The organism is Kitasatospora sp. NPDC059408 (assembly GCF_042751525.1).
Classification (GTDB): domain Bacteria; phylum Actinomycetota; class Actinomycetes; order Streptomycetales; family Streptomycetaceae; genus Kitasatospora.
This window is the reverse complement of sequence record NZ_JBHYWI010000025.1, coordinates 50817-74970: the sequence shown is the minus strand read 5'-3', so window position 1 is coordinate 74970 and position 24154 is coordinate 50817. Positions and strand designations below refer to the sequence as shown.

Here is a 24154-nt window from a genome sequence, read left to right as displayed (position 1 = left end):
GTGCGGCCCCGCCCCTCCTGTCACAGACTGGTGGTGGATCGATGCTGCCCCCGAGGCTGGGAGAAGCATGCTGCTCGGACTCTCGACGGCGCTGGTCGCGACCGTCTGCTTCGGCTTCGGGGCGGTGTTCCAGGCGCGCGGGGCCAGGTCGGCGCCGCGCGCGGACCGGGTGCGGGCGGGCCTGCTGGCGGCGCTCGTCCGCTCGTGGCAGTTCGTCCTCGGCACGCTGCTGGACATCCTCGGCTTCGTGCTGAGCATCGTGGCGCTGCGCAGCCTCCCCCTCTTCCTCGTGCAGGCCGTCACCAACGCGAGCCTCGCCGTCACCGCCCTCGCCGCCGTCTGGCTGCTCGGCGCGCGGCTGCGCCGCGGCGACCTGGCGGGGATCGTGGCGGTGGTCCTCGGCCTGACGCTGCTCGGCCTGGGCTCGGGCAAGGAGGGCCGCGAGTACGCGCCGGCCGCGTTCCACTGGGCGCTGCTCGGCACGACCGTCGTCATGGTGCTGCTCACCGTCGTCCTCGTGCGGCGCAACGGGACGGTCGCCGCGGCCGGCCTCGGCCTGCTCGCCGGCGTCGGGTTCGGCGTGACCAGCCTCGCCGTCCGCGTGCTCGACGCGCACCGGCTGACGTCCGTGCTCGCCGACCCCGCCGCGTACGCCCTCGTGCTGGGCGGGCTCGGCGGCTACCTCGCGTACGCCCTCGCGCTGCAGCGCGGCACGGTGACCGCCGCGACGGCCGCCGGGACGGTCGCCGAGACCTTCGGCCCGGCCCTGGTCGGGGTGGTGGCGCTCGGCGACGCCGCCCGGCCGGGCCTCGAATGGTGTGCGCTGGCGGGCTTCGCGGTGGCGGTGGGCGGCACGTTCGTGCTGTCCCGGTTCGGCGAGCTGGAGGGGGAGTCGGCCGGGGCGCTCGCCCCCGAGGCCGGCACGCGGGCGGAGCCGGCGGTCCCGCCCCGCTAGTCCCGCCCCGCCAGTGCCACGGCAGTGTGCCCCGCGGGGCCCTCCCGGTAGCCCGCGCGGCGCCGCCGTGCGAAGGTGGCTTGCCGGACAAAACGGACGGCGTCCACGTAGGACAGCAGAGCGGCAGGTGCGCGATGGCGGACGAAGCCCACCGAGGGTCCCGACACCCGGGGGCGCCCGAACGCCCCGTGGTGCTGATCACCGGCGCGTCCTCCGGCATCGGCCTGGCCACCGCGACCCGCCTGGCCGAGGCCGGCTGGCGGCTGTTGCTCTCCGGCACCGACCGCGCCCGGCTGGACGAGCTCGCCGCCCGCACCGGCGGCGTCGCCCTGCCCGAGGACCTGAGCAAGCCGGACGGCCCGGCCCGCCTCGCCGAGGCCGCGCTGGAGACGGCCGGCCGGGTGGACGTGCTGGTCGCGAGCGCGGGCCTGGGCTGGCGCGGCGCGTTCCAGGACACCCCGTCCGACACCCTCGACCGGATGATCGAGGTGAACTTCGCCGCCCCCCTGCGCCTGGTGCGCCTCCTCCTGCCGGGCATGTTGGAACGCCGGCACGGGCGGATCGTCCTGCTCGGCTCGATGGCCGGCCAGGTCGGCGTGCGCGACGAGTCCGGCTACTCGGCGACCAAGGGCGGCCTCGCGATGTTCGCCGAGAGCCTCTGGTACGAGCTGCGCGGCACCGGGGTCGGCGTGCGGCTGGTGCTGCCCGGCGCGGTGGAGACCCCGTTCTTCGACCGCCGCGGCACCCCGTACCAGCGCGACCGCCCGCGCCCGGTGTCGGCGGAGCGGGTCGCGGACACCGTCGTGGCGACGATCCGCACCGAGCGCGACCGCCTGTTCGTGCCGCACTGGCTGGGCGTCCCGGCCCGCATCCACGGCGCCGCGCCGGGCGTGTTCCGCCGCATGGCGTCCCGCTTCGGGTGACGGCCCGCCACCTCCTCGCGGCCGCGGCCGCCGTCGAGCTCCTCCACCTGGCCCCGGCCGCCGTCCGCCTCCCGGTGCTGCGCCGCACGGTGGCGCGCCGAACGGCCGGGTTCGGCACGGCCCCCGGCCACGTCGCCCTGACCTTCGACGACGGACCGGACCCGCGCAGCACCCCGTACGTCCTCGACGCGCTCGACGAACTCGGCGCCCGCGCCACGTTCTTCCTCCTCGGCGCGATGCTCGACCGCGCCCCCGACCTCGGCCGCGAACTCGTCGTCCGCGGCCACGAGGTGGCCGTGCACGGCTGGCACCACCGGCAGCAGTGGTACCCGGCCCCGGCCCGCGACCTGCGTGAACTCCGGCGCGCCACCAAGGCGGTGACCGATCTGTGCGGTGCCCGCCCGCTCTGGTACCGGCCGCCGTACGGCGTGCTGACCGCAGGCCCCGCCCTGGCCGCCCGCCGCCTCGGCCTGCGCAGCGTCCTGTGGACGGCGTGGGGCCGCGACTGGACGGCCGAGGCCACCGGTGAGTCCGTCCACGCCACCGCCCGCCCCGGCCTCACCGGCGGCGCGACGCTCCTCCTCCACGACTCCGACTGCACCTCCGCCCCCGGCTCCTGGCGCGCCACCCTCGCCGCCCTCCCCCTCATCGCCGCCCACTGCCGCGCGCACGCCCTCACCCTCGGCCCCCTCCGCGACCACGCGGTGCCCCCGGACCGGCCGCCGTCCTGAGCGGCCGGTAAATCGCTCGGCCCGGTGGCCGCGCGCTCGATACCCTCGGCCCATGGCCCACGCGAAGACCTCGTACGTCTGCCTGCCCTGCCGGGCCACGTACAAGAAGCCCTACGGCGCGCTGGAGCGGATCTGCCCGCGCTGCGCCGCACCGATGTTCCACGCGGGTTCCGCCTTCGCCGCGCCCCGCCGCCGCGACACCGCGGCCTGGCGGACGCTGTCCGTGCTGCTGAACGCGGGGATCGGCTTCCACAAGAGCTGCTGCGGCGGCCCGGGTTACCGCCCGCGCACCCTGCCCGAGGTCAAGGCCCGGCTCGCCCATGCGCGCAGGACGGGCGAGCCGGCCCACAAGGCGCTGGTGCGTCGCGAACTCCCTTGACACTGCGGCGCCTTACCCCGGCCTCGTCCCGTATCCCAGTCGCGCCCTCACCCCAGCCCCGCCTTCTCCAGCGCCGCGCCGAACCCGGCGCGCCACGCGTCCGGCGTCGCGCCGACGGACGGCGCGGGCTCCGGGCGAGTCAGCGCGGCCAGGGCGTTGCGGACCACGTCGGCCGGGTGGGCGTTCGTCACGTCGGCGTGGCCGAGCTCCAGCTCGTGCTGCAGGTTGTCCCGTCCGTGCCCCTGGACGACGTCGAGCAACAGCATCCGCCGCCCCAGCGCCCGGGCCTCGCTGCACGTGTCGCCGGAGCTGGTGACGACGAGGTCGGCCGCGGCCATGAGCGCCGGGATCCGCTCGGTGTACCCGAAGGGGTGCAGGCGCGGTTCGCGGGCGGCGGCCCGCCGCAGCCGCCGTTCGAGCTCCGCGTTGCGCCCGGCCACCGCGAGCACGTGCGGCCCGGCGGCCGCGAGGGAGCCGGCGGTCCGGGCGAGCGGACCGAGTCCCCAGGCACCGGACATGAGGAGCACGCACCGGGCGTCCGGCGGCACGCCCAGCTCCGCCCGTGCCGCGGCGCGCCCCGGCGGGCGGTAGAACGGCGCGCGCAGCGGGGCGGGCAGCACGGCGATCTCCGCGTCCGGGCGGTAGCGCCGCACCGCGCAGGCGGCGACCTCGGAGGTGACGAGGAAGAGGTCCGTCCCCTCCTGCACCCACAGCCGGTGCGGGGTGACGTCGGTGCAGAACACGAAGTGCCTGAAGTCCCGCCCCGGCAGCCGGTTGACGGCCGAGGTCGCGGTGGCGAACACCGACACGACCAGGTCCGGCCGCTGCCGGGCGGTCAGTTCCCGCAGTGCGGGCACCAGCCGGGAGCGGGCCGCCGCGTCGGCGAGCAGCGCGATGCGGGCGCCGGGCCGCAGCGCGGAGAAGTGGAAGGCGTCGTAGACCCCCGGCAGGTCGAGCAGCCGCCGGAACACCGCCTCCCCGGCCGCGCCGGAGCGCTCGCCGAGCAGCGCCATCGCGTCGACGGTGTCGGTGGTCCAGCCGCGCTCCCGGAGCGTGTCGGCGCAGGCCCGGGCCATCACGTCGTGGCCCTGGCCGAGGGAGCCGGAGATCAGCAGTGCGTGCGGCACGAGCGGCGCCTCAGGAGCCGAGGGAGGCCCGGTACCAGTCCGCGTACCGCCGCACGCCGTCGGCGAAGTTCGTCCGCGGCGACCAGCCGAGGAGCCGCTTGGCCTGCGCCGAGGAGATCCGCCGGCCCGCGTAGTCGGCGGTGCGGGCCTCGATGTGCTCGATCGACACCGGCCCGAGCAGCCCGTCGACGGTGTCGGCGATGTCGCGCACCGAGACGGCGGTCGAGCCTTCCAGGGCGAAGGTCTGGTCCTCGGCGGTGGGGGACAGGGCCCGGACGTGGCCGTCGGCCAGGTCCTCCACGTAGACGAAGTTGCGGCTCTGCCGGCCGTCGCCGGCGATGGTGATCGGCCGCCCGGCGAGGGCCGCCTGCACGAAGCGGGCGACGACCAGTTCGTCGCGCATCCGCGGCCCGTACGGGATGCCGTAGCGCAGGATGGTGAAGTGCAGGCCGTACAGCTCGCGGTAGCTGTGCACGAGCATCTCGGCGGCGAGCTTGGTGGCCACGTACAGGTGCCCGCTGCGCTCCAGCTCGATCGGCACGTGCTCGTCCAGCTCCTGCTCGTCGCCGCCCAGTTGGTCCTCGGCGCCGAGCGCGGCGCCGTACACCCAGACGGTGCTGGCGAGCACGGTGCGGCTGAGGCCGCTGCGCCGGGCGGCCTCCAGGACGGTCGCCGTGCCGTCGATGTTGACGCGGACGGCGCGCAGGGGGTCGGTGCGGATCTGGTCGACGTCGGCCATCGCGGCCAGGTGGTAGACGACCTCGCTCCCGGCCAGGGCGGCGGTGAGGCCGGGCAGGTCGAGGACGTCGATCCTGGCGTGCTCGGCCTCGGGGTTGAGGTACTTGTCGGCGGTGTCGATCGCGAGGACGTCGTGCCCGGCCGCGACCAGCCGGTCCACGACGTGCGAGCCGATGAATCCGCATCCCCCGGTGACGGCTATCCGCACGGTCTCTCTCCTTGTCGGGCGGTCTTTCGGCTGATCTGTCGAGCGGTCTGAGCGGTCTGTCGAGCGGTCTGTGAGGCGGTCGATGAGGCGGTCGGTCGGGCGACGGATCGGTGCGGGTGGCCGGCCGGCCGCGGTCAGGCCAGCCGCCGCAGGACCGCCGAGACGGCCTCGACGACCTGCTCGATCTCGTCCTCGGTCATGTCGGAGTGCACCGGCAGGCAGACCTGCCGCGCGCAGACGTCCTCGGCGGCGGGCAGCGGGCCGCGCCGGTAGGGGGCGAGCACCGGCTGGAGGTGGAGGGGCAGGTCGTACACCTCGCCGGAGAGCCGCACGCCGTGCTCCTCGGCGGCGATCCGCTTGAAGTCGGCCCGGTCGACGCCGCGCGGCAGCAGGGCCACGTACTTGTAGTAGTTGCTGCGGCAGCCGACCGGTTCGGCGACCGGCTCCAGCCCGGCCAGTCCGGCCAGCGCCTCGTCGTAGCGGCGGGCGACGGCCCGGCGGGTCTCGATGAACTCCTTGAGCCGGCGCAGGTGGACGGCGCCGACGGCGGCGTTGAGCTCGCTCATCCGCCAGGAGTAGCCGGGCAGGACGTGGTGGTTGGTGCTGAACGAGCCCTTGCCCTGGTCGCGGTAGATCCGGGCCTCGTCGCGCAGTTCCGGCGACTCGGTGAGGATCATGCCGCCCTCGCCGCTCGTGGTGACCTTGGTCGGGTAGAACGAGAACGCCCCGGCGAGTCCGAACGACCCGGCGGCGCGTCCGTTGAGGCTGCTGCCGTGGGCGTGTGCGGCGTCCTCGATCAGCGGGACGCCGTGCCGGTTGCACAGCGCGCGCAGGTCGTCGACGGCCGGGGTGATCAGCCCGCCGATGTGGACGAGTACGACGGCTGCCGTATCCGGGGTGAGGGCCGCGGCGAGGGTCTCGGGGGACAGCGCGAGGGTGGCCGGGTCGACGTCGGCGATCACCGGACGGCCGCCCGCGTGCAGCACGGCTCCGGCCGTGGCGTAGAAGGTGACGGCGGGCACGACCACGTCGCGGTCCCGCACGCCGACGGTGCGCAGGACGATCTCCAGCGCCGACGTGCCGCTGGACACCGCGACGGCGTGCGAGGCGCCGTGCTCGGCCGCGAAGGCCTGCTCGAAGCGCTCGGTCCAGGGGCCGAGCGTCATCGCACCGGTGGCGAGGATCTCCGCCACCGCCTCGGCGACGGCCGTGCGGTCGCTCTCGTCGAACACGATGCGGGCGGCGGGTACGCCCATGGGGCACCTCCGGCGGCGGGCTGGGGTCAGCACCGATCGGGTGGGGTCGGTCCGGGCGTCCGAAAACGGCCGGGCCAGGCACATCACGCTACTTCGGCCGCCCGTGACCGGCCCGTTGTCGCCCCCGCACGGGTGACGCCCCCGCACGGGTGGCGCCCGCCACTGGGGGCACGTCGGGTACGCCGTCGGAAGCACCCGGGACTGCTTCGAGGGGAGGGCGTGCGCTCCGCCGTCCGGGGAGGTGACCTACTGCGTACGCAGTACGGGAAGTGTCTGCGCAGGGATGACGACGGAGCAGGGGCCGGCGACGAAGGATTGGTCACGCTGCGGAAGGACCGCGCCGACCGGCGCCCGGCCCTCCGCGGCGTGTTCCGCACCAGGTCGAAGACCGCGATCCGAAGGAGGCCGCTCTCCCGTGGCCACGTTGCTCTACCGCCTGGGCCGATGGGCCTTCGTCCGGCGCCGGCTGGTGACCCTCCTGTGGGTCGCCCTGCTGGCCGTCGGCGGGGTCCTCGCGGCCAAGGCGCCCGCCGCGCCCGACGACGGCTTCGCGATGCCCGGCACGGAGGCCCAGAAGGCCTTCGACCTGATGAACGAGCGCTTCCCCGGCGGCCACGCCGACGGCGCCTCCGCCCGCATGGTGTTCGTCGCCCCCTCCGGGCAGAAGATCACCGCCGGGCCGAACCAGCAGGTCGTCGAGAAGACGGTCGACGAGCTCGCGCACGCCGAGGAGGTCACCGGCGCGGTCAGCCCGTTCAAGGCCGGCACGATCTCCAAGGACGGCACCACCGCGTACGCGACGGTGAACTACTCCGTCAAGGCGGGCAAGCTGTCCACCGGCGCCACCAGCGCCCTGGAGCAGGCCGCCCAGCACGGCCGGGACGCCGGGCTCAAGGTCGAGATCGGCGGCACCGCCCTGGCGGCCAAGCCCGAGGCGGGCGGCAGCAGCGAGGCCATCGGCATGGCGCTGTCCGCGGTCGTCCTGACGATCACCTTCGGCTCGCTCGTCGCCGCCGGGCTGCCGCTGCTCACCGCCGTCGTCGGCGTCGGCCTCGGCATGGCGCTGATCACCGGGCTCGGCAGCGTACTCGGCCTGTCCAGCACCACCGGCACGCTCGCGATGATGCTCGGCCTCGCGGTCGGCATCGACTACGCCGTGTTCATCGTCTCCCGGTACCGCGCCGAGCTCGCCGAGGGCCGCACCCCGCAGGAGGCGGCCGGCCGGGCCGCCGGCACGGCCGGCTCCGCGGTGGTGTTCGCGGGCCTCACGGTGGTGATCGCCCTCGCCGGGCTCTCGGTGGTCGGCATCCCGCTCCTCGCCAAGATGGGCATGGCCGCGGCCGGCACGGTCGTCATCGCCGTCCTGGTCGCGCTCACGCTGGTGCCCGCCCTGCTGGGCTTCATCGGCAAGCGGGTGCTGCCGCGCAAGGTCCGCAAGAGCGCCGGGAACGCCGACGGGGCCTCCCCGGCCCCCGCGTCCGCGAAGGAGAACGGCGGCGCCCGCTGGGCCCGGTTCGTCCTGCGCCGGCCGGTCGCCGTGCTGCTCGGCGGCGTGATCGGCCTCGGCGTGCTGGCCGCGCCCGCGCTCGACCTGCGGCTCGGCCTGCCGGGAGACGAGGCCAAGCCGACCTCCACCACCCAGCGCCGCGCCTACGACCTGCTCTCCGAGGGCTTCGGTCCCGGGTTCAACGGCCCGCTGACCGTCCTGGTGGACGCCAAGGGCGCGCCCGACCCGAAGGCCGCCGCGAGCGAGGTCGCCAAGACGCTGTCCGCGCTGCCGGGGGTCATCACCGTCACCCCGCCGATGTTCAACAAGGCCGGCGACACCGCCCTGCTCAACGCGATCCCGGCCACCGGCCCGGCCGCCGCCGAGACCAAGGACATCGTCCACGCCATCCGCGGCCACGCGGCCGGCCTCAAGGCCGAGACCGGGGCGAGCGTCCTGGTCAGCGGCACCACGGCGATGAACATCGACGTGTCGCAGAAGCTCACCGACGCGCTCGTGCCCTACCTCGCGATCGTCGTCGGCCTGGCCGTGCTCCTGCTCCTGGTCGTCTTCCGCTCCGTCCTCGTCCCGCTCAAGGCCGCGCTCGGCTTCCTGCTCTCGGTGGCCGCCGCGCTCGGCGCCGTCGTGGCGGTCTTCCAGTGGGGCTGGCTCGCCGACCTGATCGGCGTCCAGCAGACCGGGCCGGTGATGAGCATGATGCCGATCTTCATGATCGGGGTGGTCTTCGGCCTCGCCATGGACTACGAGGTGTTCCTGGTCACCCGCATCCGCGAGGGCTACGTGCACGGCGAGCAGCCCGGCCAGGCCATCGTCACCGGCTTCCGCCACAACGCCCGGGTGGTCACTGCCGCCGCCTTCATCATGATCGCCGTCTTCGCGGGCTTCATCGGCATGAGCGAGCCGATGATCAAGATGATGGGCCTCGGCCTCGCCGCCGCCGTCGCGTTCGACGCCTTCGTGGTCCGCATGACGATCGTCCCGGCCGTCCTCGCCCTGCTCGGCCGCCGCGCCTGGTGGCTGCCGAAGTGGCTGGACCGCCTCATACCTGACATCGACGTCGAGGGCAGCAAGCTGCACACCGCCGCCCCCGAGCCGGTCCCGGTCCGGGAGTCCGTCGGCGTCTAGCGCAGTCACCGATTCGAACGGCCGCCGGGTCCAGGGTCACGGATTCCACGGCCACCGATTCGAACGCCCACCGATTACCGTTGCAGTCGGGGGCCGCCGCCGAGCGCACCGCCGCTCGGGCCGACGGCCCCCGACCCGCGACCCGGAGAGCACCCATGACCACCACCTGGCAGCGCCTGCGCCAGAACCACCCCCGACTGATGGACGTCGTCGGGGGCGCCGCTCTCGTCACCTCCACCGCCTTCGGGGCGACGCTCGACCAGAGCGGCCACTTCCACGGCCTCAACCCGCTCACCGGCGTCCTGTCGCTGGTCTCCGTCGTCGCCGTCTTCGCCCACCGCCGCCACCCGCTCGCGGTCGTCGCGGTCACGCTCGTCTGCTCCGTCCTGCTGACGCCGACCACCCCCAAGCTCACCCCCGCCCTCGCCACCCCGCTGCTCTGCGCGCTGTACTTCCTCGCCGTCCGCACGGACCGCACCACCGCGCTGCGCGCCTCCATCGTCACGGCCGTCGTGCTCACCGCGACCTCGCTGGCCGTCGACGCCGGCGGCCACTTCGGCGAGCGGCTCGGCGTCCTCGCCTGGGCCCTGCTGCCCGGGGCCCTCGGGGACTCCATCCGCAACCGCCGCGCCCACCTCGCCGCCATCGAGGAGCGCGCCGAACGCGCCGAGCGCACCCGCGAGGAGGAGGCCCGCCGCCGCGTCGCCGACGAGCGTATCCGGATCGCCCGCGACCTCCACGACGTCGTCGCCCACCACATCGCCCTCGCCAACGCCCAGGCCGGCATCGCCGTCCACCTCATGGACCGCCACCCCGCCCAGGCCCGCGAGGTCCTCAGCCACATCACCGACGCCACCGGCTCCGCCCTCCAGGAACTGCGCGCCACCGTGGGCCTGCTGCGCCGTGCCGAGGAGCCGGCCCCGCTCGAACCCACCCCCGGCCTCGACCGCCTCCCCGACCTGATCAACGCCTTCGAGCGGGCCGGCCTGCCGGTGCGGCTCAGCGTCCGGGGCGAGGCCAGGCCGCTGTCGCCCGGCGTCGACCTCACCGCCTACCGGATCCTCCAGGAGTCCCTGACCAACGTGGCCAAGCACGCGAGCGGTGCCGGCGCCGAGGTCACCATCGGGTACACCGAGAGCCGGCTCGCCCTGACCGTCGCCAACGGCGGCCCGCCGCCCGTCGCCGCCCGCCGGACCGTGCTGCTGCCCAGCCAGGTCCCCGGCGAGGGCGGCTTCGGCCTCATCGGCATGCGCGAACGCGCCGGCGCCGTCGGCGGACGCCTCGCCGCCGACCCGCGCCCCGGCGGCGGGTTCCTCGTCACGGCCGAACTCCCGCTGCGCACCGGCGCCCGCGACCCGGGCCCGGAGGCGGCCCTCCCTGATGCCTCCCACCCGGAGACCGGCCGCTCCGACGCCGCCCGTCCCGTCGCCGGCTGGTGCGACGCCGTCCGACGGGACTCCGCCCGACCCGACAAGGACCGCCCATGACCATCCGCGTACTGCTCGCCGACGACCAGGCCCTGCTGCGCGGTGCCTTCCGCGTCCTCATCGACGCCGAGGACGACATGGAGGTCGTGGGCGAGGCCGCCGACGGCCGCGAGGCGGTGGAGCTCGCCCGCGCCACCAAGCCGGACATCGTCCTGATGGACATCCGCATGCCCGGCGCCGACGGCCTCGGCGCGACGGCGGCGATCTGCGGCGACGCGGAACTGGCCGGCACCCGGGTGCTCATCCTCACGACCTTCGAGATCGACGAGTACGTGGCCCAGGCGCTGCGCGCGGGCGCGGGCGGCTTCCTCGGCAAGGGCGCCGACCCGAAGGAGCTCCTCGCCGCCGTCCGCACCGTGGCCGCCGGCGACGCCCTGCTCTCGCCCGCCGCCACCCGGGCCGTCATCGACCAGTTCCTCGCCCAGCCCGACCCGGCCGCCTCCGCCGCCGTCACCGCCGAGCGCCTCGCCGTCCTCACCGCCCGCGAACGCGAGGTGATGTCGATGGCCGCCACCGGCCTGACCAACGAGGAGATCGCCGAGCGCATGTACGTGAGCCCGTTCACGGTCCGCACCCACGTGCACCGCGCGATGGCCAAGCTCGACGCCCGCGACCGCGCCCAACTCGTCGCGATCGCCTACCAGTCCGGCCTCGTCCCGCCCGGCCGCCCGGCCTGAGTGCCACGGCCGTCGGGGTGTCACTGCCGTCGGGGCGTCGGGACGGCACGGCTCCCGGGCGGGCTACTTCCGGGCCAGCCGGAAGACGGTCACCAGGACGGCGGCGGTGAGGGCCAGCAGGATCCCGGCCTCCACGAGTTGCACGGGGACGAGGTCGGCGGAGGGGTGGTACTTGATCCAGGAGGCGGTGGCGCCGTCACAGGCGTGGTCCGCGGAGATGCACACCTCGTCGTTGACCCGGGTGCCGTCGGCCATGACCACGCCGTGGTCGATCAGCCACGCGTTGGTCGGCTGCGCCTCGTGCAGCGGCACCACCTTGTCCGTGATCGGGTAGAGGTACCGGCGGGCCCAGCTCATGGCGCCGAAGGCGGCTCCGACCGTGGCCGCCGTGACGAACATCGCGGGCAGCGTCCGGCGCAGCAACTGGCCGAGCAGCGCGCCCACCGCGAGGGCGAACAGGGACCAGGCCACCGGCGCCGGCCCGAGGGCAGGGTAGGTGAAGAACTGGAACGGCGGGTCGAAGGCGATCGGGCCGTGGACGACGTCCGTCCACCAGACCCAGCTCATCAGCGCGGCGATGACGCCGGTGGTGGCCAGCACGGCGAGGCCGGGCACGGCGAGCCGGACCGCGAGCCACCGCAGCGGGTGGACGGACTGCGAGCGGATGAGGCGGATCGTCCCGCGCTCGTGCTCCTGGGCGATCATCGGCGCGCCGACGAAGACGCCGACCAGCAGCGGGATCGCCGTGACGACGGGCTGGAGCACCTGCATGTACCAGAACGTCGGCCGGTTGATGGGGGCGAGCAGGGTCCAGCACTGGGTGCTGTTCCAGCTCGCGGGGCTGTAGCAGCCGGTCCTCCGGAGAATTCCGATGGTGTGCTGGCTGGCGATGTGGATCCAGAGCAGATCGGCGGCCGCCAGGACCAGCAGGGCGCCCATCGTCCGGAGGAGCGCGCGGTTCTGGCGGAGCACCACCCACGTCAGGCCGCGTATCCGCCCGGCGGCCGGGCGCGGGGCCGTGGACGTGGCGGCCCGGTCGGGCAGGACGTTCGTGCTCATGCACCCGCCTCGCTTCGCTCGGCAGGGGCCTTCGCCCATGCGCACCTCTTGATGATTCGCTCACTTCGTTCGCTCATGCCCCCGCCTCGCTTCGCTCGGCAGGGGCCTTCGCCCATGCGCACCTCTTGATGATTCGCTCACTTCGTTCGCTCATGCGGCGGCCTCGTCATTCAGGGTGGCGGACGGCTGTCCGGCGGCGGGGGAGCGGAGGTAGCCGAGCAGCAGGTCCTCCAGGCTCGGCCGCTCGCCCTCCCACGGTCCGTCCGGCGGTGCGTCGGTGCGCACGAGCGCGGTGGCCCGGCGTCCGCCGACGCGCCGTTCGACCAGGACGTCGGCGGGCGGGGCGGGCGCCTCGGCGGGGCCGGTGAGCAGCCGGTGCCCGTCGAGGATGTCGTCGAGGTCCCCGGCCAGCCGGATGCGGCCGCGCTGGACGAGCAGCAAGTGGTCGATGACGCCGTCGAGTTCGGGGAGGATGTGCGAGGAGAGCACGATGGTGGTGCCGCGGTCGGCGGCCTCGGCCATGAGCGTGCCCATGAGCTGGTGGCGGGCGAGCGGGTCGAGGTCGGCCATCGGCTCGTCGAGCAGCAGCAGGTCGGGCGTCTTGCCGAGGGCGAGCGCCAGCGAGACCCGGGTGCGCTGGCCGCCGGAGAGCGAGCCGATCCGCGCCCGCATCCTCAACTCGCCCTGTTCGACGATCCGGTGGGCCACCTCGTCGTCCCAGGCGGGGTTGAGCTCGCGGCCCATCCGCAGCGTCTCGGCCACCGTGAAGCCCGGGTAGAGGGGCTTGTCCTGCGCCACGTACGAGACGCGGGCGCGCAGTGAGGCCGTCGCGCCGGGTTCGCCGAAGACCCGGAGCCCGCCTTCGGTCGGGGCGACCAGACGGGCGGCGAGGCCGAGCAAGGTGCTCTTGCCCGCGCCGTTGGGGCCCACCACCCCGCAGATCCGGCCGGCCGGGACGGTGAAGTCGCAGCCGCGCAGCGCCCATTCCCCCTTGTACTGCTTGCCGAGGCCGGTGGCCTCCAATGCCGCCGGTTCGGCTGCCGCCGCTTCGAGGGGCGTTTCGGCCGGCGGTATGTTCATCGGGTCGTTCACCCGGTCCCCCACAGGTAGTTCTCAGTTCGGCGGTGCCGGGGAGACCCCGGTGCCGAAGCGCTGCTCCAGAACGGATGCCATCAGCGCGGCCATGTCCTCGCGCTCCAGCCCGGCCTCCCGGGCCCGGTCCACCCAGCCGACCAGGTCGGCGCGCAGTGGCCCGTCGGCGGCCGCCTCCGGCCGGGCGAGCGAGCGCCGGACGAAGGTGCCGAGCCCCGGCCGGGGCTCGACCAGGCCCTCGCGTTCGAGTTCGCGGTAGGCCTTCAGCACGGTGTTGGGGTTGATCGCGGTCAGCTCGACCACCTCACGGGCGGTCGGCAGCTTGTCCCCGGGCTGCAGGAGGCCCAGCCGCAGGGCCTGTTTGGTCTGCTGCACGATCTGCTGGTAGGTGGAGACGCCGCTGCGCCGCTCGATGCGGTACTCGATCACCCCGTTGCGGCCTTTCACTAGTTCAATAGTGGAATGGTGGCCCACCGCGGCGCGCGGGTCAAGCCGGACCCGGGAGGTCCGGGAGAGCCTCCGGTCGGACGGCGGCTCGGGTCGATCGGCGCGGCTGCGGCCGGTCACGGCCGCTTCAGCAGGAGCAGGCCGTTCTGGTCGATCAGCGGCCGGTACCCGCGCTCCCGGTACTCCGTCACCATGTGGAGCGTGGCGGCGATGGCGCACGGCGACTGGACGGTCGGGTCGTGCAGGTCGACGGCGACCCACTCCGGGCCCGGGCCGTCCGGCGGCCGGCAGACCAGGGTGACGACCGCCCGATCGGTGAGCTGCGCCGCCAGCCGGTTGGACGATGCGACGGTGGCGTCGTCGGGTATCAGGCCGAGCATCGCCCGGGTCTCGGTGAGGCGCGGCGAGGTCCGCCAGGCCTCGGGCATCACGACCTCGTGCAGCGGGTAGAGCGGCAGTGTCACGGCCGTCACCAGCGCGCTGACGGCGAGCGCGCGCCGGATCCGGCGGCGGTCGGCCCGCCGGATGACGTCGATGAGGGCGCCGACCGCGATCGGCATCAGCACCGCGCTGTAGTGGTAACTGACGCCCCAGTAGTTGGGGTTGGCGGACAGCAGGCGCCAGGCCAGGGTGGGCACGCAGAGCAGGGCGAGCGGCGAGCGCAGGCCGAGGAAGCCGGCGGTGGCGGCGAGCAGGAACAGCAGCAGCCACTTGACCGGGGGCCAGACCAGCCGCGCGGCCATGGCTCCGGCCGAGGGGTGTCCGCCGCCGTCCACCTGCTGCCAGTAGTCGAAGCCGCCGGTGGGGTTGAACGACGGCAGGATGACGAGCACGGTGAGGGCGGTCGCGGCGAGGCCGGCCGCCGCGAGGGCCAGGCCGGGCGCCGGGCTGCGGCGGTCCTGCCGGGCCTGCCAGGCGATGAGCGCGCCGACCGCGGCGACGGTCAGGCCGAGGTCCTCCTTGACCAGCAGCAGTGGCAGCGACCACAGCGCGGCCGCCAGCGGGCGGCGCCGGCCGAGCGCGGTGACGGCGAAGGCGAGCAGCGGGACGGCGAAGGCGATCTCGTGGAAGTCGTCGGCCGCCGCCCGGACGATCCCCCAGGAGGCCCCGGTGGCGCAGCCGATGGCGAGGGCCACCCGCGGTCCGGCCGCTTCGTGCGCCCAGCGGGTGAGCGGGACGACGGCCAGGGCCATGAGCAGCGCCTGGGCGACGATCAGCGTGACCGGGGTCGGGAAGGCCCGGTAGAGCGGGGCGAGGGTGGCGATCAGCGGGTGGAAGTGGTCGCCGAGCAGGTGGTAGCCGGGCCCCTTGAGCGGCACGACCGGCGCCCGGCCGTGTGCGTAGGCGCGGATGGCCTGTTCGAAGATGCCCAGGTCGTAGGCCTTGGTGAGGCCGCGGCGGTGCCGGTTGACGCCGACGCACGCGTAGAGGGCGGCGAAGCCGGCGGCCAGTCCCCAGGCGAGGGCGGCGGGGCGGCGCAGGACGGCGAGCCGCCGCGCGAGGAGGCCGGGGAACGGCTGGGGGTCGGGGTGGATCGGGCGGGCTGGCGAGAGGACCGCGTGCATCGGGAAAGTACCCTTTCACTATTCGATTAGTGGAAGGGTGATGGAAGGGGCGAGGGCTCGTCAATCCCGGTCCGGCGGCGCCGATCGGGCCCCCGGCCTGCGCGAAAACACCCTCCGAACGGATGTGCAGCGAGTAGTGTGCCGGTGACTCAGAATGAGGAGGGGCTCGTGGAAGCGAACGAAACGGCGGGCGAGGTGCGGGGTCTCCGGCCGTGGCCGGGGAGTGCGAGGCGCGGATCACGCGCGTTCGAGGAACGTCTGGCCGACCTGCTCCGACTGCTCGACATCGAGGTCGCGCCGGGGGCGGACTTCACGGACGCGGGGCGCTGGGAGGTCCACAAGGCGCTCGCCGGACGGGCCGAACTCCCCGAGGAGTACTTCGAGGCGCTGCTGAACGCCGCGGTCTACGACCCGAACCCGAGCTTCAACCGGCGGTTCGTCGAGCCCGCCCTGACGGGCTTCGGCCGGCGCCGGGTCCGGATGGCGCTGCTCGCCCGGCTGCGGACCGGCACGGACGAGGAGCGCGCGGGGGCGGCGCGGGCCTGGTACTGGACGGCGCTGTCGGCCGGCGACCGCTGGACCGACCCGGACGACGGCGCGAGCGTGCGCAACGCGTGGCACGAGGCCGCGCTGCGGGAGTTCGTCGCCAACGAGGACCAGGACGTCCGCCGCAGCATCCTCCCCGGGCTGCCGCTCGTCCCGCGCGCGTACCCGGCCGAGCTGCACCCGCTCGTGGAGCGCGCGGTGGAGATCGCCAGAACGCACCCGGACGAGTACATCCGTGAGCGCGCCGAGACCCAAGTCGCCCTCTGACAAAGGGCGTTGGCCTTCGGCGTGCTGCGGGCCGGGTCTCGGCCGCCGCTCAGGCCTCCGGCGGGAGCGGGAGCGGGAGTGTGAGCGGGAACGCGAGCCGGTAGGCGTACTCCTCCGGGCCGCGGCGGAAGACCAGCCGCACCCTGAGCTCCGCGGCCTCCGCGGCGACGGCGGGCTGCCCGGAGACCGTCCCCTCCGTGCGCAGCCCGTCGGCGCTCAGGCCGTGGGCGCCGCCCGTGCCGGTGTAGCGGTGGCCGAGGTCGTCGTCGGCTTCCAGGCGGAGGGACAGCCGGGAGGCGACGGGGGAGGGGATGTGCAGGTCGCCGGGCATGGGCGGGGTCACCGAGTACGCGACGGCGAACGCGTCGTCCGCCCGTGCCAGGCCGTGGACGGCCAGCTGGTACCGCCCGTCGAGGATCGTGATCCGCGGGGTGTCCGTGGGGTCGACGACCGGGGCCGTCCGCTCGCCGAGCCCGTTCATACGTCCACCCCGTTCCGCCGCGCTCACCTCACCACGGTGGCAAAGCGTTGCGCGGGCGGGCAAGGGGGACGACATCAGGGTGCCGTATGGATCGGGTCGGGGGAAAGCGGGACCGGTGCTCGGTGGGGGTGCGCGCGGAGCGGGCGCCGCGTGCGCCGGGCGTGATGTGTCTGCGCCGCGCCGGGCGGTGTGCGTCTGCGCTGCGCCCGTGCGGGCCCGTCGCACTGCGCCGGTTCGCGCGCCGATCGCCGCGCGGGCGCGGTGATCGGCCGCATGCGCTCCACGCCGGGTTCGGCCGGGTGGCACGGCCTGTGCCAGCATGTGCCGCGTGACCGAACGACAGCCCGCCCCCGCCGAGGTCGAGATCCTGGCGCCCACCGGGATCCGCCTCGTCGAGACCGCCGCCCCCGACCTCACACCGGAGGAACGGACGGCGATGGACCGCGCCTGGGCCGAGGCGGTGCGGGCCAACCCGACGTTCTTCGACGGCCCGGTCGCCGTCTGCGCGGGACTGCGGTCGGACGGTCCGCAGGACCTCGAACTCGGCTGGGCCCGTACCACCTACCGGCAGTTCGTCCTGCGCCGGGTGCCCGGTGCGACCGGCTGGCTGCCGGCCCTGTTCGTCGCCGTCGTCCAGCCGGCCGACGACGGCCGTGTGCTGGTCGGCCGGATGGCGGGGCCGACCGCCCACCCCGGCCGCTGGGGCCTGCCCGGTGGCAACGTCGAACCGCCGACCGGCGACGACCTCCTCGACGAACCGGCCCTCCAGCGCCACGCCGCCCGTGAACTCCTGGAGGAGACGGGCGGCGACACGGACCCCGGGGCGCTGAGCCGGTGGATCGTCGTCCACACCACCAACGGCAACGTCGGCGTCCTCTACCTGGCCCCGCCGCGCTCGGCCGTCGCGCTGCGCGAGGACTTCGAGGCGATGCTCGCCGACGAGCGCTCGCGCGGCGTCGAGCCGGAGTTCGACGGGATGGCCCTCATCGCCACGCCCGAGGAGGCCGCCGCACTGGCCGGCCCGCGGGTCGACTACCTCCAGCCGGTGCTCCGCCGGTACGCCGAGCACCACCGCGCCACGGCGGCCGGGCGGCTCAGGCGGCAGGCGGGGCGGGCATCCGGTCGTCCGACAGGCCCAGGGTCTCCTGCATCCGGGCCTGGCGGCGGCGGCCCCAGGTGATGGTGAAGAAGATCAGGCCGCCGAGGAACACCCACGGCATGACGCTGCTCACGGTGACCATGGCCTTGGTCGAGAGCACGTAGGTCAGCGCGATCCGCAGCGCCGACTCCACGACGAACGCGACGCCCCAGATGACCGTCAGCAGCCGCTGGCCCCGCCGGAAGCCCTCGTGCACCCACAGGCCGTTCCAGCGCTCAACGCCCTCGGCGGTGCCGCCGGCGGCGAACTTGCGGCCGAAGTAGAACATCGCCGGGCGCGGCGCGAACAGCGTGGCGAGGAAGCCGAGGCCGATCAGACCGGTCAGCGCGGAGTCCTTGATGAAGATCAGCTCGGTGGTGTTGTACGCGAGCGCGCTGAGCGCCCCGAGGACGAGCGTGACCAGGGTGAAGATCCCGAACTCGTCGAGCCTGCGGTGCAGCAGGAAGTACACGCCGAGGTCGGCGACCGGCCAGGCCGAGGAGATCAGCAGGGCGTTGGCGTCCGACGTGCCGTGCCCGCTGAGCGCGTTGAACGTCAGCACCGGCGCGAGGATGTTGAACAGCAGCGTCGGCCCCCAGTCCAGCAGCACCCGGAGGGCGCGTCCGGGCCTGGGGGCGGGGCTTGAGGCGGGCTGGGACATGGGACTTCCTCCTACGGCCTTCGGGCGTGCCGCGCCAGGGTGCGGTTGGCGGCGGACGAGAGTCTGACGGCCCGTGGCGTGCTGTGGGAAGATCGCCGGCGGGCAGCATCCGGCCAGTGGCAGGATCGCGCCAGCGGGGGACATCGGGGGAGGTCAGAGGGTGTACGAGGGCTTGGGCCTCGGGCGGGACGCCGGGGCCGTGTACGGACTGATGCTGGGTGAGGGCGTGACGCACCACGCCGAGATCGCCGCGCGGCTGGGCCTGACGGCCGGGCAGGTCGGGGACGCACTGGACCGGCTCGTCGCGGCGGGGCTGCTCAGGCCGTCCATCCGGACGCGGCCGGAACCGATCGCATGGCCATCGGCCGATCCGCCGGCCGATCCGCCGGCCGATCCGCCAGCCGATCCGCCGGCCGACCCGCCGGCCGACCCGCCGTCCGCAGAGTCGCCGGCCCAGCCACCGAGCGAGCCACTCACCGCGCCGCCCGCCGTCTCGCCGCCCGCCGGCTCCGGGGCCGGCTGCGCCGACCCGGCGGACGCCGGCCCGCTGTGCCTCGCCGACCCCAGCGAGGGCCTGCGCGCGCTGCTGGCCCGCCAGGAGGCCCGACTCCTCGCCCAGCAGGCGGAGTTCGACCGCACCCGGACGACCGTCACCCGGCTCCTCACCGAGTACGCCATGGCCGAACCGGGCATCCGCCACCGCGACACCGAGCGGCTGATCGGCCAGGACACCGTCGTCGCCCGCATCGAACAACTCGCCCGCGGGAACCGGTTCGAGACGATCTCGTTCCAGACCCGGACCGGCGGCGCCGTCGCGACCACCAACGCACTGGGGCTCACCCTCGATGGTCTCGCGCGCGGCATCCGGATGCGCTCGGTGTACCCGGACAGCGTGCGCCGGCACGAGCCGAGCCTCGCCTACGCCCGGGTCCTGACCGCGCACGGCGCCGAGATCCGCACCGTCCCGGTCACGCCGCTGCGCCGGATGCTGGTCTTCGACCGGACGGCGGCGATCGTCCCGGCGACGCTGGACCCGGACTGCCTGGACGCCGTCCTGATCACCGCCCCCGGTGTGGTCGCCGCGCTGCGGGCCCTGTTCGAGGCCGTCTGGGAGACGGCCGAGCCGCTGGTCGCCCCCGGTGGCGCTGCCGGCGTCGCCGGGGGCGAGGCCGTGCCGGGCCCGCGCAGCGACGAACTCACCCGTCACGAGCGCGGTCTGCTCGACCTCCTCAGCCAGGGCCTGACCGACGAGGCGGTGGCCAACCGGCTGGCCCTCTCCGTCCGTACCGTCCGCCGCAACACCGCCGCCCTGATGGCCCGCCTCGGCGCGCGCAGCCGGTTCGAGGCCGGTCTCCGCGCCAAGGAGCGAGGCTGGCTCTGAAGGTCCGTCATCAGCCCTTGACCGCCTGATGGTCTGGACCAATATGTGGAACGCGGGGACGGCCGCGGCCCCGGCGTGTGATCGTTTGCCGTATGTCGACCTTCCTCTCGTACACCTCCTACGACGGGTCCCGGATCAGCTGCCAACGTGCGGGCCGGGGCGAGCCGTTGGTCGTCCTGCCCGGCGGGCCCGGGATGGCCCCGGGGTACCTCGGCGACCTCGGAGGCCTCGGCCGGCGGCGCACCCTGGTGCTCGTGCACCCGCGCGGGACCGGGCACTCCGACGTACCGGCGGACCGGGACACCGTGTCCTTCGTCCACCAGGCGCGCGACGTCGAGGCCTTGCGCCGGCACCTCGGCCTGGAACGGATCGACCTGCTCGCCCACTCGGCGGGCTGTCTCACCGCGCAGGAGTACCTGGCCGCCCACCCCGACCGTGTCCGCCGGGCCGTGCTCGCCGCACCCGTCGGCAGGGCGGCGCGCGAGGCCGACGAGGCCGAACTGGCGGCCCTGCGGGCCTCGCGCTCCGGCGAGCCCTGGTACGCGGACGCCGCCGAGGCCGACCGCCTGCTCGCCGAGGGCGGTGCGGGCGCCGCCGGACCGGCCGCGCTGCAGCGCCGCATCCTGCCCTTCTTCTGGCACACCTGGACCGCGGACACCGCCGCCGAGTACCGTCCGGAGCACGCCTGTTCGCTGCCGTGGTACCGCGAGGCCTTCTACGCCGGCTCCGCCGCCCCGGAGGAACTCCGCGACCGGCTGGCCCGCTTCACCGCCGCCGCGACGCCCGTCCTGGTCCTGGCCGGTGCGTTCGACGGCATGATCGGCACCAACCCGGCCCGGGCCGTGGCCGCCTGCCACCCCCGGGCCCGGCTGGAGGTGCTGGCCCGCTCCGGCCACCGGATGTGGGTGGAGGAGCCGGATCGGTTCGTCGGCCTGGTCGAGGAGTTCCTCGGTGCCGCGGAGGCTCCCGTCGCCGGGGGACTCCTCAGCCCGTCGCCGCGGTGATGTCGCCGTTGGACGTGGTGAGGTCGAGCCGGTAGCGGCCGCCGGGGTCGTCCCCGACCCCGACGCGTATGTTCCCGTGGCTCGTCGACGTGCTCACGTGGTAGGCGGCGGCCGGGACCGTCACCGTGATGGCGCCGTTGGACGTCCTGGCCGTAATGTCCTGCGCGGTGGCCGGGGTGAGCCGGATGTCGCCGTTGCTCGTGCGGGCCTGGATCCGCTCGCCCCGCAGGGTGGTGCCCACGATGCTGCCGCTGGAGGTGTGGACGTCGACCGGCCCGCCGACGTCGTCGAGCGTGATGCCACCGGCGCTCGTGTGCACGGCGACCTCGCCGACCCGGGAGAGCCGGATCTCCCCGGCCGACGTCCGGCCGCTGATCGGCAGCCCGGCCGGGGCCTCGACCGTGTAGCTGACCGAGCAGTCGTCCCCGCAGCCGCCGAGCACCAGCGTGCCGTTGTCCACCCGCGTGGTGCCTTCGGGCTTGCCGTGCCCGTACTCGACGGACCGGTGGACCGACACCTGCGCGGCCCCCGGCCTGCCCTCCACGGTGACGTTCCCCGCGTCGGTGTCCAGTCGGACGGCGGTGATCCGGTCGGAGACCGTCGCGTCGTCCTGGAAGCTGCTCTTCGTCGGCGAGCAGCCGCCGAGAGCCGCGACGGCCAGTGCGACCGCCCCGGCGACCACGACCGCCCCGGCGTACCGGTGCTGCGACCCCATGTCCAACCCCCTGTCGTCCGAAATTCCGTACACGAGGGACGGTAGTCGCGCCGCCAAGCCCGGGGCGATAGGGCCAGCCCCCCAATTCCCCTGGAGCAGGCACCACCATCGGACCGGTACCCAGGCCCCCGACAGCACGACCGGGCACCACCGGCCGGCGCAGCCTTCAGACCCCCGAAGTCCCCGAAGTCCCCGAAGTCCCCGGCGCCCCCGAAGCCCCCGGCGCTCCCGAAACCGCCGACGCCGCCGGTACGGGCTCCGCCGCCCGCCCGCGCCGGGGGAGCAGCAACGGGGTCGCGAGCAGGCACAGCCCGGCGAGGCCGAGCGCGGCCCGCGGACCGGTCACCCCGGCGAGCACGCCCCACAGCGCGGTGAGCACGGCCGTCGCGGCCTTGGCGCTCACCGACCACGCGGTGAGCACGCGGGCGGCCCGGTCCGGCGCGACCCGCTCCAGCCGGTGGGTGGAGTACACCGGGTTGAACACCCCGATGCAGAGGATCATCCCGAACTCCACGGCCATCACCAGCAGCATCCCGGGCCCGCCGGGACCGACGAGGACCAGCCCCGGCAGCCAGCACGCCCGCAGCGTCCCGGAGACGAGCAGGACCCGGCGCCGCCCGAACCGGGCGACCAGCGGCCCGGACAACCGGGAGCCGACCAGCCCGCCGAGGCACGGGACGGCGAAGGTGAGGCCGTACTGCCACGGCGCGAACCCGAGCGGCCCGAGCAGCAGGACGGTGAGCACCGGCTCGGTGGCCATGATCAGGGCGTTCACCAGCACGGTGTTGAGGAAGAGCGGCCGCAGCTCCGGATCGGCGAGCACGAACCGCCAGCCCTGGAGCAGGTCCCCGGCCCGCAGGCGCGCGGAGCCGCCGCGCGGGGGCCGCGCCTCCCGGCCGCCGATGGCCCGGATGCCGAGGGCCGAGAGCAGGTAGCTGACCGCGTCCGCCGCGACGGTCGCGACCGGGCCGAGCAGCCCGACCGCCGCGCCCCCGAGCGGCGGCCCGAGGACGGTCGTCGTCCACATCGTCGACTCGAAACGGGCGTTGGCGGCCAGCAGCCCCTCCGGCGGGACGATGCTCTTGAGGTACGCGCCGGAGGCCGCCCCGAAGGTGATGTCCGCCGCCGCGACGGCCACCGACACCGCCAGCAATTGGCCGAAACCGAGCCACCCGAGCGCGTGGGCGGCGGGGATGCTCAGGAGCGCCGCGCAGCGGAGCAGGTCCATCCCGATCATGACCGGCCGCTTGCGCCGGAACTCCACCCACGGCCCGAGTGGCACGGCCACGACCGCGCCGACCGCCGCGCCCGCCGCCGCGAGCACGGCGACGGCCGACGCCCCGGCGTGCAGCAGGTGGACGGCGATGAACGGGAACGCCCCGAACGCCAGCCGGGTGCCCATCGCGCTCGTGCCGTACGCGGCCCAGAGCCAGCCGAACGCCCTCCCGAGCGACTGCCTCCCCTGCGCCTTCCCGCTCAAGGACCGCCCGCTCAAGCACTGCCCGTTCAAGGACTGCCCGCCCAAGGACTTCCTGCCCCACATCCCCCGCGCACCCCTCTCGGACCGGAACCACCGGCGGTACAACCGAATGGCGACCGGGAGCATCAAACCGGCCCGCCCCACCAGGGATCAAACAACCGCGGGCCCGGCACGGTACAACCATCCGTTGTGCCCTTAGGCTTCGCGGCATGGACCTCAACGCCGTACGGACCTTCGTGGCCGCGGCCACGGCGGGCAGCTTCCAGGACGCCGCCGCCGAGCTGGCCGTCACCCAGCAGGCCGTCTCGAAGCGCGTCGCCGCGCTGGAGCAGGGCCTCGGGGTGCGGATGTTCCACCGGACCCCGCGCGGCGCCGAACTCACCATCGACGGACAGGCGTTCCTGCCCCACGCCCGCGAGCTCCTGCGCGTCGCGGAGCGGGCCGCCGCCTCGGTGCGGCCGGGCAGCCGCGCGTTGCGCGTCGACGTGATCGCCTCCCGGATCGCACCGTCGGGACTGCTGCGGGACTTCCACCGCGCCCGCCCGGACGTCGAGCTCGACGTGGTGCACCTGCACACCGCCGACGACGCCGTCGCCGCGCTCCTGGCCGGGACGATCGACGCCTCCTTCCGCGCCGTCCTCGCCCCCGGCCGGGAGCTGCCCGAGGAGATCGCGACGGCGCACGTCCTCGACGAGCCCCACGACCTGCTCACCGGCCCGGGCCACGCCCTCGCGAACGCCCGTTCGGTGACGCTCGCCGGGCTCGCCGGCCACCGCATCTGGATCCCCGGCAGCGCGCCCGGCACCGAGTGGGGCGCGTACTACGAGGACCTCTGCGCCGCGTTCGGGCTCACGATCGAGGGCACCGGCCCCAACTTCGGCTCCGACGCGCTGCTCGACGTCATCGCCGACACCCCGGGCCTGGCCACCCTGGCCGGAGCCCGCACCCGCCTGGTCTGGCCCGCCGGCCACGACCTGCGCCGCGTCCCGGTGCACGACCCGGTCCCGGTCTACCCGCACTCGCTGATCTGGCACCGCGACAACCCGCACCCCGCCCTGCGGGCGCTCCGCACCCACCTCGCCGCCATCCCGGACGCCCGCCCCGAGGGCCCCACCTGGGCCCCGGACTGGGCCCGGCGGTAGGTGGTCCCGCACTCAGGGCCGGCGGTCGTGCGAGCACCGATCGCCCGTGCTCCCCGTGTTGCT

At 74.9% G+C, this 24154-nt stretch carries 23 protein-coding genes; 12 read left to right on the top strand and 11 right to left on the bottom strand.

Annotated elements, in window-relative coordinates:
- The first annotated feature begins 67 nt into the window (after positions 1 to 67).
- The 4 genes from ACFXDE_RS18730 (at position 68) to ACFXDE_RS18715 (ending at position 2988) form a co-directional block, all read left to right on the top strand.
- A complete protein-coding gene (locus tag ACFXDE_RS18730) occupies positions 68 to 955 on the top strand; it encodes a hypothetical protein (RefSeq protein WP_380495560.1) in 888 nt (295 codons plus the stop codon).
- Between the two features lie 188 nt (positions 956 to 1143).
- Positions 1144 to 1878 (top strand): SDR family NAD(P)-dependent oxidoreductase, encoded by a 735-nt coding sequence (locus tag ACFXDE_RS18725; RefSeq protein WP_380439829.1) that lies wholly within the window; start codon positions 1144 to 1146, stop codon positions 1876 to 1878.
- Complete coding sequence (locus ACFXDE_RS18720; protein WP_380495556.1) at positions 1875 to 2609, top strand: polysaccharide deacetylase family protein; 735 nt, start codon at positions 1875 to 1877, stop codon at positions 2607 to 2609. Before ACFXDE_RS18725 ends, ACFXDE_RS18720 begins: the two co-directional genes overlap by 4 nt.
- Positions 2610 to 2661: 52 nt before the next feature.
- Complete coding sequence (locus ACFXDE_RS18715) at positions 2662 to 2988, top strand: deoxyxylulose-5-phosphate synthase (protein ID WP_380439825.1); 327 nt, start codon at positions 2662 to 2664, stop codon at positions 2986 to 2988.
- Between the two features lie 47 nt (positions 2989 to 3035).
- Here ACFXDE_RS18715 and ACFXDE_RS18710 read toward each other — a convergent pair whose 3' ends face one another.
- The 3 genes from ACFXDE_RS18710 to ACFXDE_RS18700 all read right to left on the bottom strand — a co-directional run bounded on the left by ACFXDE_RS18710 (position 3036) and on the right by ACFXDE_RS18700 (position 6317).
- Positions 3036 to 4115, bottom strand: a complete 1080-nt coding sequence (locus ACFXDE_RS18710) for a hypothetical protein (protein ID WP_380495553.1) — start codon at positions 4113 to 4115, stop codon at positions 3036 to 3038.
- A gap of 10 nt (positions 4116 to 4125) precedes the next feature.
- Positions 4126 to 5061 carry an NAD-dependent epimerase/dehydratase family protein gene (locus ACFXDE_RS18705; RefSeq protein WP_380439821.1) on the bottom strand — a complete coding sequence of 312 codons (936 nt, stop codon included), beginning with the start codon at positions 5059 to 5061 and terminating at the stop codon, positions 4126 to 4128.
- Positions 5062 to 5195: 134 nt separating this feature from the next.
- Positions 5196 to 6317 (bottom strand): DegT/DnrJ/EryC1/StrS family aminotransferase, encoded by a 1122-nt coding sequence (locus tag ACFXDE_RS18700; RefSeq protein ID WP_380439819.1) that lies wholly within the window; start codon positions 6315 to 6317, stop codon positions 5196 to 5198.
- Between the two features lie 415 nt (positions 6318 to 6732).
- Here ACFXDE_RS18700 and ACFXDE_RS18695 point away from each other — a divergent pair, with 415 nt between their 5' ends.
- From ACFXDE_RS18695 to ACFXDE_RS18685, 3 genes are all read left to right on the top strand, one after another.
- Positions 6733 to 8949, top strand: coding sequence for an MMPL family transporter (locus tag ACFXDE_RS18695; protein ID WP_380495549.1), 2217 nt, complete (start codon positions 6733 to 6735; stop codon positions 8947 to 8949).
- Between the two features lie 155 nt (positions 8950 to 9104).
- Positions 9105 to 10436, top strand: coding sequence for a sensor histidine kinase (locus ACFXDE_RS18690; RefSeq protein WP_380495547.1), 1332 nt, complete (start codon positions 9105 to 9107; stop codon positions 10434 to 10436).
- Complete coding sequence (locus ACFXDE_RS18685) at positions 10433 to 11113, top strand: response regulator (protein WP_380495545.1); 681 nt, start codon at positions 10433 to 10435, stop codon at positions 11111 to 11113. Before ACFXDE_RS18690 ends, ACFXDE_RS18685 begins: the two co-directional genes overlap by 4 nt.
- Before the next feature lie 63 nt (positions 11114 to 11176).
- Here ACFXDE_RS18685 and ACFXDE_RS18680 read toward each other — a convergent pair whose 3' ends face one another.
- From ACFXDE_RS18680 to ACFXDE_RS18665, 4 genes are all read right to left on the bottom strand, one after another.
- A complete protein-coding gene (locus tag ACFXDE_RS18680) occupies positions 11177 to 12172 on the bottom strand; it encodes a hypothetical protein (RefSeq protein ID WP_380495543.1) in 996 nt (331 codons plus the stop codon).
- Between the two features lie 150 nt (positions 12173 to 12322).
- Positions 12323 to 13252 carry an ABC transporter ATP-binding protein gene (locus tag ACFXDE_RS18675; RefSeq protein ID WP_380495541.1) on the bottom strand — a complete coding sequence of 310 codons (930 nt, stop codon included), beginning with the start codon at positions 13250 to 13252 and terminating at the stop codon, positions 12323 to 12325.
- A 33-nt stretch (positions 13253 to 13285) separates the two neighbouring features.
- Positions 13286 to 13693: a GntR family transcriptional regulator gene (locus ACFXDE_RS18670; RefSeq protein WP_380439913.1), complete on the bottom strand. Its 408-nt coding sequence runs from the start codon at positions 13691 to 13693 to the stop codon at positions 13286 to 13288.
- A 134-nt stretch (positions 13694 to 13827) separates the two neighbouring features.
- Positions 13828 to 15276, bottom strand: coding sequence for a DUF2079 domain-containing protein (locus ACFXDE_RS18665; RefSeq protein ID WP_380495539.1), 1449 nt, complete (start codon positions 15274 to 15276; stop codon positions 13828 to 13830).
- Between the two features lie 168 nt (positions 15277 to 15444).
- On the opposite strand from ACFXDE_RS18665, the gene ACFXDE_RS18660 reads away from it, so the two are divergent.
- On the top strand, positions 15445 to 16089 hold the full coding sequence (locus tag ACFXDE_RS18660) for a hypothetical protein (RefSeq protein ID WP_380439805.1): 645 nt from the start codon (positions 15445 to 15447) through the stop codon (positions 16087 to 16089).
- A 49-nt stretch (positions 16090 to 16138) separates the two neighbouring features.
- On the opposite strand, the gene ACFXDE_RS18655 is transcribed toward ACFXDE_RS18660, so the two are convergent.
- Positions 16139 to 16570: a hypothetical protein gene (locus ACFXDE_RS18655; RefSeq protein WP_380495537.1), complete on the bottom strand. Its 432-nt coding sequence runs from the start codon at positions 16568 to 16570 to the stop codon at positions 16139 to 16141.
- A gap of 328 nt (positions 16571 to 16898) precedes the next feature.
- Here ACFXDE_RS18655 and ACFXDE_RS18650 point away from each other — a divergent pair, with 328 nt between their 5' ends.
- Positions 16899 to 17750: an NUDIX hydrolase gene (locus tag ACFXDE_RS18650; protein WP_380495535.1), complete on the top strand. Its 852-nt coding sequence runs from the start codon at positions 16899 to 16901 to the stop codon at positions 17748 to 17750.
- On the opposite strand, the gene ACFXDE_RS18645 is transcribed toward ACFXDE_RS18650, so the two are convergent.
- A complete protein-coding gene (locus ACFXDE_RS18645) occupies positions 17665 to 18369 on the bottom strand; it encodes a VC0807 family protein (RefSeq protein WP_380495533.1) in 705 nt (234 codons plus the stop codon). The two genes, ACFXDE_RS18650 and ACFXDE_RS18645, sit on opposite strands and share 86 nt — an antisense overlap.
- Before the next feature lie 160 nt (positions 18370 to 18529).
- On the opposite strand from ACFXDE_RS18645, the gene ACFXDE_RS18640 reads away from it, so the two are divergent.
- Complete coding sequence (locus tag ACFXDE_RS18640; protein WP_380495532.1) at positions 18530 to 19750, top strand: LuxR C-terminal-related transcriptional regulator; 1221 nt, start codon at positions 18530 to 18532, stop codon at positions 19748 to 19750.
- A 92-nt stretch (positions 19751 to 19842) separates the two neighbouring features.
- Positions 19843 to 20754 (top strand): alpha/beta fold hydrolase, encoded by a 912-nt coding sequence (locus ACFXDE_RS18635; protein WP_380495530.1) that lies wholly within the window; start codon positions 19843 to 19845, stop codon positions 20752 to 20754.
- Here ACFXDE_RS18635 and ACFXDE_RS18630 read toward each other — a convergent pair.
- Complete coding sequence (locus tag ACFXDE_RS18630; protein ID WP_380495528.1) at positions 20735 to 21469, bottom strand: DUF4097 domain-containing protein; 735 nt, start codon at positions 21467 to 21469, stop codon at positions 20735 to 20737. The two genes, ACFXDE_RS18635 and ACFXDE_RS18630, sit on opposite strands and share 20 nt — an antisense overlap.
- Positions 21470 to 21635: 166 nt before the next feature.
- Positions 21636 to 22949 carry an MFS transporter gene (locus ACFXDE_RS18625; RefSeq protein ID WP_380495526.1) on the bottom strand — a complete coding sequence of 438 codons (1314 nt, stop codon included), beginning with the start codon at positions 22947 to 22949 and terminating at the stop codon, positions 21636 to 21638.
- Between the two features lie 209 nt (positions 22950 to 23158).
- On the opposite strand from ACFXDE_RS18625, the gene ACFXDE_RS18620 reads away from it, so the two are divergent.
- The gene (locus ACFXDE_RS18620) at positions 23159 to 24091 is read left to right on the top strand and encodes a LysR family transcriptional regulator (protein WP_380495524.1); all 933 of its coding nucleotides are present in this window, start codon (positions 23159 to 23161) and stop codon (positions 24089 to 24091) included.
- Positions 24092 to 24154 lie beyond the last annotated feature (63 nt).

What these genes read in the sequence shown, in the direction of transcription:
- ACFXDE_RS18700 (WP_380439819.1), bottom strand. Translation starts at nt 6,317, where the DNA reads ATGGGCGTACCCGCCGCCCGCATCGTGTTCGACGAGAGCGACCGCACG.
- ACFXDE_RS18655 (WP_380495537.1), bottom strand. Translation starts at nt 16,570, where the DNA reads ATGAACGGGCTCGGCGAGCGGACGGCCCCGGTCGTCGACCCCACGGAC.
- ACFXDE_RS18690 (WP_380495547.1), top strand. Translation starts at nt 9,105, where the DNA reads ATGACCACCACCTGGCAGCGCCTGCGCCAGAACCACCCCCGACTGATG.
- ACFXDE_RS18635 (WP_380495530.1), top strand. Translation starts at nt 19,843, where the DNA reads ATGTCGACCTTCCTCTCGTACACCTCCTACGACGGGTCCCGGATCAGC.
- ACFXDE_RS18620 (WP_380495524.1), top strand. Translation starts at nt 23,159, where the DNA reads ATGGACCTCAACGCCGTACGGACCTTCGTGGCCGCGGCCACGGCGGGC.
- ACFXDE_RS18685 (WP_380495545.1), top strand. Translation starts at nt 10,433, where the DNA reads ATGACCATCCGCGTACTGCTCGCCGACGACCAGGCCCTGCTGCGCGGT.
- ACFXDE_RS18680 (WP_380495543.1), bottom strand. Translation starts at nt 12,172, where the DNA reads ATGAGCACGAACGTCCTGCCCGACCGGGCCGCCACGTCCACGGCCCCG.
- ACFXDE_RS18665 (WP_380495539.1), bottom strand. Translation starts at nt 15,276, where the DNA reads ATGCACGCGGTCCTCTCGCCAGCCCGCCCGATCCACCCCGACCCCCAG.
- ACFXDE_RS18730 (WP_380495560.1), top strand. Translation starts at nt 68, where the DNA reads ATGCTGCTCGGACTCTCGACGGCGCTGGTCGCGACCGTCTGCTTCGGC.
- ACFXDE_RS18630 (WP_380495528.1), bottom strand. Translation starts at nt 21,469, where the DNA reads ATGGGGTCGCAGCACCGGTACGCCGGGGCGGTCGTGGTCGCCGGGGCG.
- ACFXDE_RS18715 (WP_380439825.1), top strand. Translation starts at nt 2,662, where the DNA reads ATGGCCCACGCGAAGACCTCGTACGTCTGCCTGCCCTGCCGGGCCACG.
- ACFXDE_RS18675 (WP_380495541.1), bottom strand. Translation starts at nt 13,252, where the DNA reads ATGAACATACCGCCGGCCGAAACGCCCCTCGAAGCGGCGGCAGCCGAA.
- ACFXDE_RS18645 (WP_380495533.1), bottom strand. Translation starts at nt 18,369, where the DNA reads ATGTCCCAGCCCGCCTCAAGCCCCGCCCCCAGGCCCGGACGCGCCCTC.